Here is a 13,578-nt window from a genome sequence, read left to right as displayed (position 1 = left end):
GATGGAGAAGAACCTTTTGGGATTTTGTATGCCTGCATTATGAAGTTCTTTGAATGTTAAAATTTTCGTTGAAAATGATGTTGAGGAAATCGATGTGCATGCGAAGCAAAGCAATGAAATCGTCAATATCCTCGTTCAATCGCGGGCCCTTGTAAACAAGTTTAATGCGCACACATTTTCAAAATACTACGTAGAATTGTTTAAATTTATCTTTGAAGCGAATGAAAAAGGAGCTTTTAAGGAAACGACTCATACACTTTATGGTTTGCTTGATCAATTCGTGACTACGCTGATAAATGAAAATGGACTCACACTTGACATGGAAGACGCAAAATCAATCTTTAACCATGTGACACGGTTGATTGCTTCTATCCAAAAAGATTTCTCCGATGTTGATGCCCATCCCCCACTTTTAAATCTGACGAAATTTTTTATTGGAAAAAACCTCTTGCGCATCTGCATTTCTCCCTTGAAGGAGTACCTTCAGCAGGTCCCTATTTTTGAAGAGGCTAAAGTTGTTGGTTTCAGAAAAATATAAATAGATTTTTTTCGCGGCTGAAATGGCCGCGAATTAATTTTCTATCCCGCGTTATTTTAAAAGAAACTAAACCATTCAATTGTTATATTATTAATAATAATTGTGTTCCTTACAATCTCGAATTTTCTGGATTTTAATTCTCATTACGTTTAAAAATGTACACCTATTTCAAAAACTCCATACACGCTATGTTTAATGAGGAAATAATGATGAAAGAAAAGATTCGATTTAACTTGAACAAAGTTGCCCGATTTTTCGCATTTTCCATGCTTCTATTTGTTGTAGGTCAGCAAAAGATTCATGCAGAAGTTTGGGGAAAAGTGGATTTTGGTCCAGCTTATGTCCATGTCGACGTATTGAATTTTAACCGCACTGTGAAAAGAATGGATTTGATTGCGTATAAAGCGGACGCAACTGTCATCGTTAAGGATGGATGGTGCATTAAGCCAAGCATTTTGTATGGAGCGAACCAAGGTGACTTGTTTACAGCAAGCATTGGAGTTGGACATTGCTTCCCTATTTTTGAAAAATTGATCGTCACACCCGTTGTTGGCTTTGGTTATTCTTTCATGCGCACAACGTTTAAAATGCCATTTCAAGGGTATAAGTTGATTTTTAAGGAAAGATTCCGTTCCTATTCCCCTTATATGGGATTGGAAGCAACCTATCGTATTCGCCCTAATTTGAGAGTTTGCGGACAAGTTCAATACTGGTGGAGTCGCACTCGTACAACGATTAAGCACCTATTGAAAAATAAAGACCATACAAGCGGTCCAAGCTATGCGGCGATGTTGGAATATGACTTATGTGAAACAGTATCAGTCAATGTTGGTGCTGCTTACAATCGCAGTCTAAGCAAGGAAAAGCATGGTATCCGTGGATATGGTGCTAAAGCAGGCCTAGCTTATTGGTTTTAAGCCATTCATTTTTCTCCAAAAGCTCATTTGGGCTTTTGGAGAATATCCCTTTTTTTCCCATGACTATTAGCGATAAATAAGTTATATTGCTTTTTTGAGCTTATTGTTAACGCCTAAAGGACGGTCGTCATGAGAATTGGATCACACACATTCCTTTATCTCTTTATCTGCTTATCCCTTTTTCATCCAAGCTATGCAGAACGGCTTATTCTTCATTTTGACATCAATGAGACCTTAATTGCTTCTGACCAAGCCGCAGGCAAATCGGCGAAAGATACCATCAATCGAGCACTAGCGCAGAAGTATAAAGAGAAATGGAGCGAGTCCATCGCAGAGCCCATCTCTTATCAAGAATATGTTTACCGTTATCTTTTGCCTGGTGATAAAAATAACTCACAGTTGAAAGAAAAAAGATTGCAAAAACTTTTTCATTTTACGGACTTTATACAGGCATCCGCCTATCCCATTAAAAATCAGGTTTTAGCTGAATATCACCATTGTCTAAATAAATTTGTTTCAGGGGAACCTATTCAAATTTTCCCCTCCTTCTTTAAGATGATTAGACATTTGCAAAACCAAAGGGTTTCTTTCACCTTGCAAATTCGGACTTTTGGAAAAGAATTGCCCCAGATTGTGCAAGCAATTAACACACAGTTGGGATGCGAGTTTATCAAATATAACGCTCGGTTTGAGAATCGCCATTTGTTTATTGAAAACAGACCCAAACCCGTTATTTCACTGCCAGAAATTTATCAATTTTTTAAAATATGCAATGTGGGCGTGCAAGATAGTTGGAAAGAATGGAGCGAACATCAAAAGTACGCTGCCTATGGCAAATTATTCCCGATTGATTTAGAAGACCCTCATACGATAGCCATTTTTTTTGACGACAACATTCGCCCTCAAGAGCCGAAAAACATTGTCAATGCGATTGATATCCGGAGTGGCTGCTCTGTCTCTGCTCGAGATTTGATCGAGACACACAATTTGGTGATCGTCGACATGCTTCAGGCGATTGAAGATGAGGATTATTTTATTAAGCATGTCCAGCAAGCTTGTGCGCATTCGATGAAGCAAAAACGTTTAGAATTATTAGAACTTGTAGAATTTTAACAACCAAAAGTAGATCCATGAAAAGTGATGCTCCAAAGCCTATTTATTTAACTGATTATAAATCTCCAGATTATTTGATCGAGAAAGTGGACCTCCACTTCGATCTGGAAGATGAAAAAACAAAAGTAACCTCGAAACTTTTCATCAAGCAGTCAGAAACTGGAAAGGGAGCCCCTCTCGTGCTGACTGGAGAACATATGCAACTCCTTTCAGTCAAAATGAATGGTGAACCACTATCCCCATCTCAATATCAAGTGGATGAGAAAAGTTTAACGATTCCTGCTCTTAATCCAACATGCACATTGGAAATTACGACAGAAATTAATCCAAAGGGAAATACCGCTTTGGATGGCCTGTATAAATCAGGTGGAATTTTTTGTACGCAGAACGAACCAGAAGGTTTTAGACGAATTACTTACTTTCTAGATCGCCCAGATGTGATGTCCAAATACACGACCACCATCGTTGCGGATAAAGCACGTTTTCCTTTGCTTTTATCCAATGGAAATTTGATTGGGAAAGGGGATTTGGCTAATGGTAAACACTGGGCGCAATGGGAAGATCCTTTTGCAAAACCATGCTACTTATTTGCTTTGGTGGCAGGGGATTTGGGATGTATCGAAAACGTGTATACCACACGATCTGGAAGAAAAGTCGATTTAAAGATTTACTGTGATAAAGGCAATGAGTCCAAGTGTCATCATGCGATGCAATCTTTAATCCACTCGATGAAATGGGATGAGGATGTATTTGGTTTAGAATATGACCTTGATATCTACATGATCGTAGCTGTCGACTCCTTTAACATGGGTGCAATGGAAAACAAGGGCTTGAACGTTTTTAATACGAATTGTGTGATGGCAGATGCAGAATCTGCAACAGATGACAATTTTACCCGTGTTGAAAAAGTGATTGCGCATGAATATTTCCATAATTGGACAGGCAATCGCATTACTTGCCGCGATTGGTTTCAGCTGACCTTGAAAGAAGGATTAACTGTTTTCCGCGATCAAGAGTTCTCTGCGGATATGGGAACGGTTCATCGTATTGAAGATGTGCAAGCTTTACGTGAATTGCAATTCGCCGAAGATGCCGGGCCCATGGCGCATCCTATTAAACCGAGCTCTTATATTCAGATTAATAATTTTTATACCACGACTGTGTATAAAAAAGGTGCTGAAGTCATTCGGATGATTCACACCTTGATTGGAAAAGAAAAATTTCGAAAGGGGATAGACAAATACTTTGAGCTATATGATGGGCAAGCTGTGACCACGGATGATTTTGTGCATGCCATGGAATTAGCTTCAGAGAAAGATCTCACGCAGTTCAAACGTTGGTATACGCAAAGTGGAACACCCCATGTAGACTTAGGTTTTAAATATGATGCCGAGAAGAAAAGATTTGAGATGACAGTTGCTCAATCTAGCGCACCCACTCCCGATGGCAGTGAAAAGCTCCCATTTTATTTTCCATTCAAGGTTGGATTGCTAAATGACAAAGGGGAATCTCTTTCCTTTATGGCTCCAGGAAGTTCAGAGAAGAGCATGGAAACCGTGCTATGCATTTCAAAAGATAAAGAAACATTTATTTTTGAAGATGTGGCTAGCAAACCTATCCCTTCTGTCAATCGAGATTTTACAGCTCCTATCACTTTGACTGCCCCGTATAGTCGCCATGATTATGCTCTTCTAATGGCTTACGATCCCAATCAGTTTAATCGTTGGGATGCCAGCCAAACATTGGCTACGCAAGTTCTTTTAGAAATGGTTGAAGAATTGCATGAAGGGCAGGATCCGATGATCGATGACGACTTCATGGAAGCCTTTGGAAAAATTCTAACAGATCCTTTATTAGATATGGCCTTAAAAGCGAAACTCATCTCCTTGCCAAGCGAGGAAATGTTGCATCAAAAGCAAAAGGAAATTGATTTTGATGGCGTTCATCTGATGCGTGAATTTGCAATTTTAGAATTGGCCACGCGCTATGAAGATGAGTTGCTAAAGATTTATCAAGAATGTCATTCGGATGCCGAGTATACCTTCGATGCAGTTTCTGTAAGCAATCGCACTTTAAAAAATTTATGTTTATCCTATCTTTCTGCCACTTACAAACCCGAGTTTACCCGTCTTTGTGAGCAGCAGTTTTCCAAAGCCAAGAATATGACGGACCAATTTTCTGCACTTGTAATGCTCAATCAAATTGATTCGCCTTCACGTCAAAAGGTGCTCGATCAATTTTATGCCCGATGGAAGCATGATCCTCTCGTGATGTGTAAGTGGTTAGCTGTGCAAGCCTCTTGCAAATTGGATGGAACTTTGGAGAAAGTTAAGGCTTTGACACACGATCCTGTATTCGATTTTAAAGTTCCGAACCTTGTACGAGCCCTTTTCGCCAGCTTTATGGATAACCATGTGCATTTCAATGCAAATAATGGAGAGGGGTATGCGTTTTTGGCGGATACGATCATTCATCTCGATCCGATGAATTCGCAGATCGCGGCCAAGCTGGCAGGTGGCTTTAAAAAATATGCAAAATTGGATTTTTTAAGAAAGAAAGTCATGAAAGAGCAGCTAGAAAGAATCTTGGCGCAAAAGAATATTTCAAACAATCTTTATGAGATTGTGTATAAAACCCTGAAATCTGATCAAAATGGCTGAACAAACGCAGCGCCTGTTTTTTGGTTTTGAGATAGAGGCTCCCTGGCCGCAAGATTTGCCAAAAGGGAGAGTTCTGACGGAATCTTGCAGGCATATGACTTTGGCATTTTTAGGCAATGTAGAAGGGCAGAAGGTGCATAGCCTTCTGCCCTCTTTTCCTAAACCTTCTTTTCAGTTTGGTCTATTGGGTTATGTGGATCACCTGACTTTCCTTCCTAAAAAACATCCACGGGTCGTTGCCTGGCATGTAGAATGCAGCCAATTAGTTGAAGCGTATCAAAAGGATCTGATCCATTGGTTGCAAACACATGCATTTACATTTAAGGAGCGAGAAACCTTTCTTCCGCATATTACCATCGCGCGCGCCCCTTTTTCTTTTCAAGATTGGCGAAAATCCTTTGAGCCTTTTCCTGTTGTTTTAAAAGCGATTCACCTTTATGAAAGCCTTGGGAATTTAAATTACGTTTCCCGGTGGAGTTACTCTTTAATTCCTCCGTTTGAGGAATTCGAACATACCGCGGACGTGGCCTTTTGCATACGAGGAACAACGCTTGCTGATCTCTGTATCCATGCACAGGCTGCTTTGTCTTTTCTTTTTCCACCGATACGCACTTTTTTCCCTCCCATGAATGGTATTTCTTCTGTAGAGGAAATCATCCAACATCTCAATGCGGGGATTACACGCGCAGATGGCAGGCTTGGATGCCCTTTCAAGGCAGTCAGTTTACATGGAGATATTCGAGAGTCTAAAAATCACTTTTTAGAATGGGAGATGATTGTCGATGTATAATCTAAAAAAAATCAAACCAGCAACCTATCTTTTGCCACAAGAGGGAAATATGCTTGTGCCGGGATTAGTCATTGCAACAGAGGAATTGATGCAAGGAGGGGATTTTGAAAAACCTTTAGATCAAGTTCGCAATGTGGCCCACCTTCCAGGCATTGTCGGATATAGCATTGCCATGCCTGACATCCATTGGGGATATGGTTTTCCCATTGGAGGGGTGGCTGCAACGGATGCTGAGATAGGTGTGATCAGTCCTGGAGGTGTTGGCTATGACATCAATTGTGGTGTGCGTTTAGCCCTTGTTCCTATTCCCTTTAAACAGATTTCTTCTCGCGATCGAGATGCTCTCTTAAATGCGATTTTTAGGAATGTTCCCTCTGGAGTAGGACACGGCTTTTCTAAAATGAAAAAGAAGCTTTCAAATTCCGACTATCAAGAGCTCATTAGTAAAGGAGCACTGTGGTCAATCGAGCATGGATATGGCTTTGAATTAGATTTGGAATATATGGAAAGTCGAGGGTTTATTGCGGGAGGGGACTTAAGCGCGGTATCCTTGCAAGCACGTGAAAGAGGGGAAAGCCAATTAGGTTCCATCGGTTCAGGGAATCACTTTGTGGAAATTGGGGAAATTCAAAAACTTTTTCTTCCGGAGATCGCAAAGGCCTGGGGTGTTGAACAGGGACAAACCTATATCTTGATCCATTCAGGATCGCGTGGATTCGGACATCAAGTATGCCAAGATACGCTAGATGATTTTCTCAAGCAAGGATATGCCAAAGGGCTACCGGATCGACAGCTTGTAGCCGCTCCTATTCATAGTGAGGCGGGTCGTAACTACTTCAAAGCCATGGCTGCTGCTGCAAATTATGCATTTAATAATCGGCAGCAAATTTTGCATGCTGTGAGACAAAGTTTTTTTGAAACGTGTAAGATCGCTCCCGAGGAAATTCGTTTGCTTTATGACGTTTGCCATAATATTGCCAAATTTGAAACGCATGAGATCAATGGAGAAATGCGCAAGCTTTGTGTGCACCGAAAAGGGGCTACACGTGCATTTGGTGTTGGAGCTCAAGAGCTTAATCCTCTTTTTCGGCAAACTGGTCAACCCGTTTTGGTGCCAGGTGATATGGGAAGAGCCAGCCATTTGATGGTAGGGAAGGGGAATCCTTTGACCTGGTGTAGTTCATGCCACTGGGGCGGGAAGGGCTAAAAGTCGTATTCAATCTTTGAAATCGTGGAAACAAAAAGATCCAATTCGTTATATGAAAGAGCAAGGAATCACTGTCAAAGCGAACTCCCCACGCACAATTGCGGAAGAAATGCCGGATGCTTACAAAGATGTGGACAGTGTGGTGGATGCCGTACAGGAAGCGGGGCTTGCCGATAAGGTTGCTCGCTTAAAACCTTCATTTGTCATTAAAGGATAGCATAATGCGCGCAATGTTGCTTGAAAAGCCTAAAACTCCTCTGAAACTTGTAGATCTTCCTATACCTGAGCCAACATCCAGCCAAGTCCTTTTGCAGGTGGAAGCCTGCGGGGTTTGTCGAACCGATTTGCACATTCGGGATGGAGAGCTCACACATCCCCATCTACCACTAATTTTGGGCCACCAAATTGTGGGAATTGTGACAGGGGTGGGAAGTAAGGTAAAAAATTTTAAAATCGGAGATTGCGTGGGCGTGCCCTGGTTAGGGGGCTGTTGCGATGCTTGTGAGTATTGCCTTTCGGGACGAGAAAATCTTTGTGATCATGGAATCTTTACCGGGTATCAAGCCCAAGGTGGCTTTGCAGAGTATGCTGTCGCGAATGCCTCATTTTGTTTTCCGATTCCTGCCGGATTTTCCCCATTGCAGGCCGCTCCCTTATTGTGTGGGGGATTGATTGGATATCGAGCTTTAAGAATGACGGGGAATGCCAAAAAGTTAGGATTTTACGGATTTGGGTCTTCGGCGCATTTATTGACTCAAGCTGCTGTTTACCAGGGGAAAAGTGTGTATGTGTTTACCCGTCCTGGCGATGAAAGAACACAAGCTTTTGCTAAAACATTAAAAGCTATCTGGGCAGGTGGGACGGATGAATTACCGCCTGTTGAACTCGATGCGGCGATTATCTTCGCTCCCGCCGGAGATTTAGTTCCTACCGCTTTGAAAGCTTTAGCCAAAGGTGGCGTGGTAGTTTGTGCGGGCATCTATATGAGTGATATTCCATCATTTCCCTATTCTCTTCTTTATGGAGAGCGGATGATCCGCTCTGTGACAAACCTTACACGCCAGGATGGCAACGAATTTTTAGCTTTGGCATCCAAAGTTCCCATCCATAGTCAGGTTAACGTCTATCCTTTAGAAAAGGCGAATCAAGCTTTAGATGATTTAAAACAAGGAAAAGTAAATGGTTCTGTCGTTCTTCAAATCAAGGATTAAAGACATGATCCAAGCGTTTTTGTTTTAATTGGCATAACCATGTCTTTATAGGTATATAAGCATATTTCGCACCAACTGCTTCTGATGTAAATTGAGCAAATGCTGTTTTTGAGCCTACGTGGGATGGAAGAATTGTTGTATGATGGAGCATAAACCGTCCGAAGAAATTGTAGCTTTAAAAACGTTTAGCTCTATTTATTTAGACGAATTTTTAGAGTGGGCTACAGACGCCGAGGTTACAAAATATTTGATGTGGAATATCCCAACTGAAGAAAAGCGCCCCCCTTTTGTAAAATGTTTTTACTCTAAAAACTAGAAGTTAGCCCTATAAACCAGGTTCATTTTTTTTATCATTTTGAGAATTTGTGTAGTGTACTTTCTTTTTTAATCAGTCATTTAGGGAGGCTTGTTTCTTCATCAGGACTTATTGAGCTCTTTTTGGATCAAAAGGGATCTCGCTGGATGTTTCTAATCTTTTCTGAATAAGAAAATCCGATTGCTAAGAGCTCTATCCCGATCTGGGAAAATTTCCACCGTGCTGCATTTACATCTCTTCACTTTTTTTGCTTTGCTTGGATTTAACAAACAATTCTAAAAACTCGTACAATAACCATTCAGGAAGTTCTTTTAAGGCTCTTTTTTCTTGTTTAGTGAGAGCATGTTCAAATGCATCGGATGTCGCAAACATTTTAAAGGCTTTGATATTTTTCTCCTTCGCCGCTTGGATTAAAGCTGTGTTCCCTTGTGTGTCTACAAGGGTTAAATTCGCATGCGTTATAAAAAGATTAAGCGCTTCAATACTTGCAGGGCGATGTTTCAAATAGTGAAATAAGAGGGGTGACCCTAAATAAGCCATGTTAATATCAGCTCCACAGGTGATGAACCGATTGACTAATGCAAAATCACGATTTTGTAGGGCTTTCAATAGCGGAGGTATTTGAAATAGCTTCTCATCATTTAAGTTGGTTTTTGTTTGCTCGAGAATTTGTTTGAGAAAATCGAGATCAAAATGGGTTGCTATAAAATCTAAAGGAGTTATTTTGTGCGTATTTTCAATCGTCAAAGAAGCATTTAACTTTAACAATGAGCAAATTAAAGTGAGATCTTGGCTTTCTATGGCAAGATGCAAAGGTGTATTGCCCTGTTTATCTTGGGCATTGATATCGGCTCCATATTCGACAAGAACGTGAATTCGATCGAGCGCTTCATTCTTCCCAAACAAAATCGCACAATGTAAGGGTGAAAGTCCTTTAGCATCAGCTAGATTTGGATCTGCCCCTTTTTCCAGCAAAAGGTGTATCGTGTTTAGCTGACCTATGTGGAGAGGCGTGCGTTGAGTCGTTTCTTCAGTTTGATTGATATGGATATTTGGATAATCGAGGATTTGCTTAAAAAATGAGGTGTCTTTGCTGGCATGGAAAGCTGCGTAGCAAAGGATCGGTTGTTTAGAATGGATTCCTGCTTGGTGGTTTAGCAAAATCTGGCAGATGGCAGCATTGTTTATATCAAGCGCGAGGATGAAGAGTTCTCCCCCTTCATCATCTTTCAGATCAAGTCCATTTTCAAACATCAAGGCTAAGAGTTCTGTATTTTCCTGCTGGATGATGTAGTCAATGGCGGAGACTCCGAATCTATCTTTATGTCTCATGGGAGCGCCATGTTTGATTAGTAGCTTTGCAATCTCTGGTTTGTTTAAGGATGCCGCTATTTGCAGAGCACCTGAATCATTCAAATTTTTAGCGTGAATGGATTGTAGATCTGTTCTTAAAAGGGCTTGTATGGCTGGAATGTTGTCAGATTCGACCGCTTGCAATAAGAGAGGATTCGTATGAAGACGAACTTTATTGAGAACATCTTTATCTTTTAATGTTCTTGCCAAATCGTATATTTGACATAGGATTTTTTTCTTCTCGCTTTCTGAATACTGGGAGCTTTGCGTAAATATCTCAATGGCTCTATCAAATGCTTTTGCAGTTTTAACGTTTGAATCATTAGTTTTTGTGAAAATGTATCTGTTGTTGAGCAAGGCGGTGTATAAAGCTACTTCTAGCTGTCTTTTGAGAGGCCAAAAGGTGTACATGAGAGCATCTAGAAAGTCTTGATCTTTTTCTTGTAGGTACTTATCGGGGGGAGCTGTTTGTGTCATTGCCAGATAATAATCATACATCACTTGTGTTTGAGAGAGCATTTTCTCTGTTTCTTGCGGATGATCTTTTGCGAATTTAATCCGATAAAAATGGTTTTGACCTACAATGTTAAATGTAACTTCCAGGGTAGCATGTGCATACGTGATAAGAATTTGGCTTAAAGCTTCTTGCTTACCACTGACCTTGCAGTGCATTTTTGCAATGAAAAAGGCTTTAGGAATGGGTTCAAATTTTGTTGAAATCGTGTTAAAAGTGGTTTCTGCTATTTTCTCAATCTCTTGATAAGGGGCTTCTATTTCTTTAACAAAATGGTGGATGGCCAAGCCTTTAGAAAGGAAAATAAGAGGGTTTCTCGTTGTGATGTAAAAAGGATCTTTTTCAATCATTTGAGAGAATATCAAGATGTGCTGTTGGATTTGTGACTGTTTGTCTCTTTTGTTTACGTCAAGGATGTCCGGAGTGTCTTTAAATACAGAATAAGAAATTTTAGGAAGATCTGAATGATTGAGGGGCATGAAAATTTGAGATAATTTTTCCATTTCATTCGAATACGTCAATTGGGCCACCGCATGACGTACTTCATCCTTTGAGAGCTGCTTGGGTAAATGGTGGTTTGATCTTTTGCCAAGCATCAATCTTTCCATTTTGTGCAAAAGACTTGTACTAAAGGTGTCGTAGTTAGAGCTACGTGTCACAGTTGGCAAAACGGATTCAATCAAAATGGGGCATTGAATTGTTTGATCTGGAAAGTGAATGTGGCGCATGTTTTTGCCAGCCAAGTAGCAGCTTCTCAGGCTTAAAAATGTGGGATTTAAGGCTTTAATGGTTTTTTGCAACTCTTCTGGAGGTAATCCGACAATGGTTCCCTCATGCATCACTTCTGGGTGATAGCTGGGATGGCTTCCATGTCCGCCAAAAAAGATAAATCGTGCAAATAGGCCCTGTGCGTTTGATGAGATAAGAATTTTTTCAATATCCGTGGATATTTCAAATGTTAAAGAGGGGGCTTTTGCTTGCTCAAAGCTAGCTTTTTCTAAATTGTCTTTAGAAAATCCCCAATCTTCTAAATGTTGACCTGAGGGCATGATCACACATAGGCTGCCATTTTTTTGTGCATAAAAATCAACCAGTGGATAAGAGGCGACTTCTTCATGCATATTTAAAAAATATCGATTGACAATGACAGGTTTCTTTTTGTCGATAAATTCCCTTACATTATGGCATAAGGCAATATTAACTGTACTGGTCAAGGGCTCAGTGTCGATCACGACTGCTAATCGAATCGCAATGAGAGGTTGTGTCAATTCTCTGTATGTTTCCTGGAGTTTTTCAAGTTCTTTTCGTTGTGTTTTGTGATTCATTATGTACTTTTCAAAGGTTTTCATGACTGATAAGAAAACATGAGGGGCTTTATGGCGCTTAGGGAAATTTTGAAAAGCCGTATCGTAGATGGATAGATCTTCCCCAAATTGAAAGCGAGGAAATCGATTAAGAACCGTATAAACATGTGATTTGAATGCGGTTACATTTTCTGGGGGAAGCGCAATTTTAAACAAAAATGTTGGTTTGGGAGGTTTGAAGGGAACGATTTGCGAGCGGTTATGTAAAAGGGCATCAAATAAAAGAGATATTTTTTTTTGAAGGATAGGAGCGGAAGAATTTTTTAATAATTTATATCTAATTTGGTTTAACCTAGGTCCATCCACTTTTTTTAAAAGTTCACAATAATGCATCAAATATTGAAAAATAGTGTCAAATAGTTTTTCCTGAGAACCCGTTTCATGGACAAGTGATAAAGATGGGTTTGCGAGGAGATTGAGTTCGCAGGAAAATTGGGGATAGATATGCATGATCATTTTTTTGAGTTAAGCATTTTGATTTATCCTAGTAGTATAACACATCTTTCTAATTATGAATATCTTGGTAGAATAATTTTACTGTTGCGGCTTTTATGATATTAAAAAAAATTACAGATCCTCATTTATCAATCCATACCTATCTTTTAATTGATGCAGACACACTTCAGGCCGCTGTTATCGATCCAACACGCAACGTAGAACCCTTACTATCAATCATTGCAGATGGGGGCGTTCAGGTTAGCTATATCTTAGAAACACATGTGCACGCCGATTTTGTCTCAGGATCAAAAGAGCTCAAGTCTCGCTTGCAAGGAATGCCCACGATTGTTTGTTCAGGCTTAGGTGAAGAAGAGTGGCAACCTCGTTATGCGGATCGTTTGGTGATGAATGATCGTGAAATGATTAATCTAGGCAATTTAACTGTGCAAGCTTGGCATGTTCCTGGGCATACTCCAGAACATCTCATGTGGGTCGTGTTTGAACACGATTCTCCAACAGCTGTATTTTCAGGCGATTTTCTTTTAGGAGGATCTCTAGGGCGTCCAGATCTTCTAGGACCGGACAAATGTTTAGGGTTAGCTAAACAGCTTTATCAAAGTACTTTTCACGTTTTAACAACTTTGCCTATGCAGATAAATGTGTACCCTGCCCATGGGGCTGGCTCATTTTGTGGGAAAAATATTGCGGATAAAAATCTCATCATTCTTGAAGATGAAATCCATACAAATCCTCATTTGCGGGCGCAGGCAGAAACTGAATGGATTAACCAATTATTAGCTGAAATGCCTCCTCCACCTCGTTATTTTGCGCGCTTGAAGCAATTAAATGTGAAAGGAGCAGATCTCATTGATTCTCTTACACCGCTCCGCGTGCTGGATATTCAGGAATTGCATTCATCAGATCTCGAGCTCGTCGATCTTAGAAATCAAGAAGCATTTGCTCAATCATTTATCAAAGGTTCCATAAATATCCCTTTTGGATCCTCTTTTACAAAATGGGCTGCAGAGATTGTCTCTGCTGATTCACCCATTGTATTCATTTCTTCCGATGCTGAAACCGTCACGAAAGCTTTAACATGTGTTAGGCTGGTGGGTTTAGATCACGTGATGGGTTATTTTTTGTGGAATGAGCAATCA

At 40.3% G+C, this 13,578-nt stretch carries 11 protein-coding genes; 10 read left to right on the top strand and 1 reads right to left on the bottom strand.

From position 1 onward, the window contains the following. The first annotated feature begins 49 nt into the window (after window positions 1-49). The 9 genes from AB7E63_RS12165 (at window position 50) to AB7E63_RS12125 (ending at window position 8,752) form a co-directional block, all read left to right on the top strand. The gene (locus AB7E63_RS12165; protein WP_428419591.1) at window positions 50-538 is read left to right on the top strand and encodes a hypothetical protein; all 489 of its coding nucleotides are present in this window, start codon (window positions 50-52) and stop codon (window positions 536-538) included. Window positions 539-744: 206 nt separating this feature from the next. Next, a complete protein-coding gene (locus AB7E63_RS12160; protein ID WP_144016265.1) occupies window positions 745-1,455 on the top strand; it encodes a porin family protein in 711 nt (236 codons plus the stop codon). A 129-nt stretch (window positions 1,456-1,584) separates the two neighbouring features. Next, entirely contained in the window at window positions 1,585-2,568 is a 984-nt protein-coding gene (locus AB7E63_RS12155) for a hypothetical protein (RefSeq protein WP_006340533.1), read from the top strand. A 17-nt stretch (window positions 2,569-2,585) separates the two neighbouring features. Next, window positions 2,586-5,228, top strand: a complete 2,643-nt coding sequence (gene pepN, locus AB7E63_RS12150) for an aminopeptidase N (RefSeq protein WP_059360316.1) — start codon at window positions 2,586-2,588, stop codon at window positions 5,226-5,228. Next, window positions 5,221-6,018 (top strand): hypothetical protein, encoded by a 798-nt coding sequence (locus tag AB7E63_RS12145; protein WP_006340531.1) that lies wholly within the window; start codon window positions 5,221-5,223, stop codon window positions 6,016-6,018. Before pepN ends, AB7E63_RS12145 begins: the two co-directional genes overlap by 8 nt. Next, window positions 6,011-7,225 (top strand): RtcB family protein, encoded by a 1,215-nt coding sequence (locus AB7E63_RS12140; RefSeq protein WP_428419590.1) that lies wholly within the window; start codon window positions 6,011-6,013, stop codon window positions 7,223-7,225. Before AB7E63_RS12145 ends, AB7E63_RS12140 begins: the two co-directional genes overlap by 8 nt. A gap of 52 nt (window positions 7,226-7,277) precedes the next feature. Next, window positions 7,278-7,442 (top strand): RtcB family protein, encoded by a 165-nt coding sequence (locus AB7E63_RS12135; RefSeq protein ID WP_428419589.1) that lies wholly within the window; start codon window positions 7,278-7,280, stop codon window positions 7,440-7,442. 4 nt (window positions 7,443-7,446) lie between these two features. Further along, the gene (locus tag AB7E63_RS12130; protein ID WP_428419588.1) at window positions 7,447-8,436 is read left to right on the top strand and encodes a zinc-dependent alcohol dehydrogenase family protein; all 990 of its coding nucleotides are present in this window, start codon (window positions 7,447-7,449) and stop codon (window positions 8,434-8,436) included. A 139-nt stretch (window positions 8,437-8,575) separates the two neighbouring features. Then, window positions 8,576-8,752: a hypothetical protein gene (locus AB7E63_RS12125; protein WP_428419587.1), complete on the top strand. Its 177-nt coding sequence runs from the start codon at window positions 8,576-8,578 to the stop codon at window positions 8,750-8,752. Window positions 8,753-8,980: 228 nt separating this feature from the next. On the opposite strand, the gene AB7E63_RS12120 is transcribed toward AB7E63_RS12125, so the two are convergent. Further along, a complete protein-coding gene (locus AB7E63_RS12120; RefSeq protein ID WP_428419586.1) occupies window positions 8,981-12,433 on the bottom strand; it encodes an ankyrin repeat domain-containing protein in 3,453 nt (1,150 codons plus the stop codon). Window positions 12,434-12,534: 101 nt separating this feature from the next. Between AB7E63_RS12120 and AB7E63_RS12115 the strand changes: the two genes are divergently transcribed. Beyond that, the coding region (locus tag AB7E63_RS12115; RefSeq protein ID WP_428419585.1) for an MBL fold metallo-hydrolase at window positions 12,535-13,578 on the top strand (1,044 nt) is incomplete at its 3' end.

The organism is Parachlamydia sp. (assembly GCF_050255895.1).
Lineage (GTDB): Bacteria > Chlamydiota > Chlamydiia > Chlamydiales > Parachlamydiaceae > Parachlamydia > Parachlamydia acanthamoebae.
Note: the sequence above shows the minus strand (reverse complement) of the source record. Positions and strands in the feature narration are given on the sequence as shown.

Bases quoted from the DNA above. Each gene is read 5' to 3' on its own strand.
- AB7E63_RS12160 (WP_144016265.1), top strand. From the start codon at position 745: ATGATGAAAGAAAAGATTCGATTTAACTTGAACAAAGTTGCCCGATTT.
- AB7E63_RS12155 (WP_006340533.1), top strand. From the start codon at position 1,585: ATGAGAATTGGATCACACACATTCCTTTATCTCTTTATCTGCTTATCC.
- pepN (WP_059360316.1), top strand. From the start codon at position 2,586: ATGAAAAGTGATGCTCCAAAGCCTATTTATTTAACTGATTATAAATCT.
- AB7E63_RS12145 (WP_006340531.1), top strand. From the start codon at position 5,221: ATGGCTGAACAAACGCAGCGCCTGTTTTTTGGTTTTGAGATAGAGGCT.
- AB7E63_RS12140 (WP_428419590.1), top strand. From the start codon at position 6,011: ATGTATAATCTAAAAAAAATCAAACCAGCAACCTATCTTTTGCCACAA.
- AB7E63_RS12135 (WP_428419589.1), top strand. From the start codon at position 7,278: ATGAAAGAGCAAGGAATCACTGTCAAAGCGAACTCCCCACGCACAATT.
- AB7E63_RS12130 (WP_428419588.1), top strand. From the start codon at position 7,447: ATGCGCGCAATGTTGCTTGAAAAGCCTAAAACTCCTCTGAAACTTGTA.
- AB7E63_RS12125 (WP_428419587.1), top strand. From the start codon at position 8,576: ATGATGGAGCATAAACCGTCCGAAGAAATTGTAGCTTTAAAAACGTTT.
- AB7E63_RS12120 (WP_428419586.1), bottom strand. From the start codon at position 12,433: ATGCATATCTATCCCCAATTTTCCTGCGAACTCAATCTCCTCGCAAAC.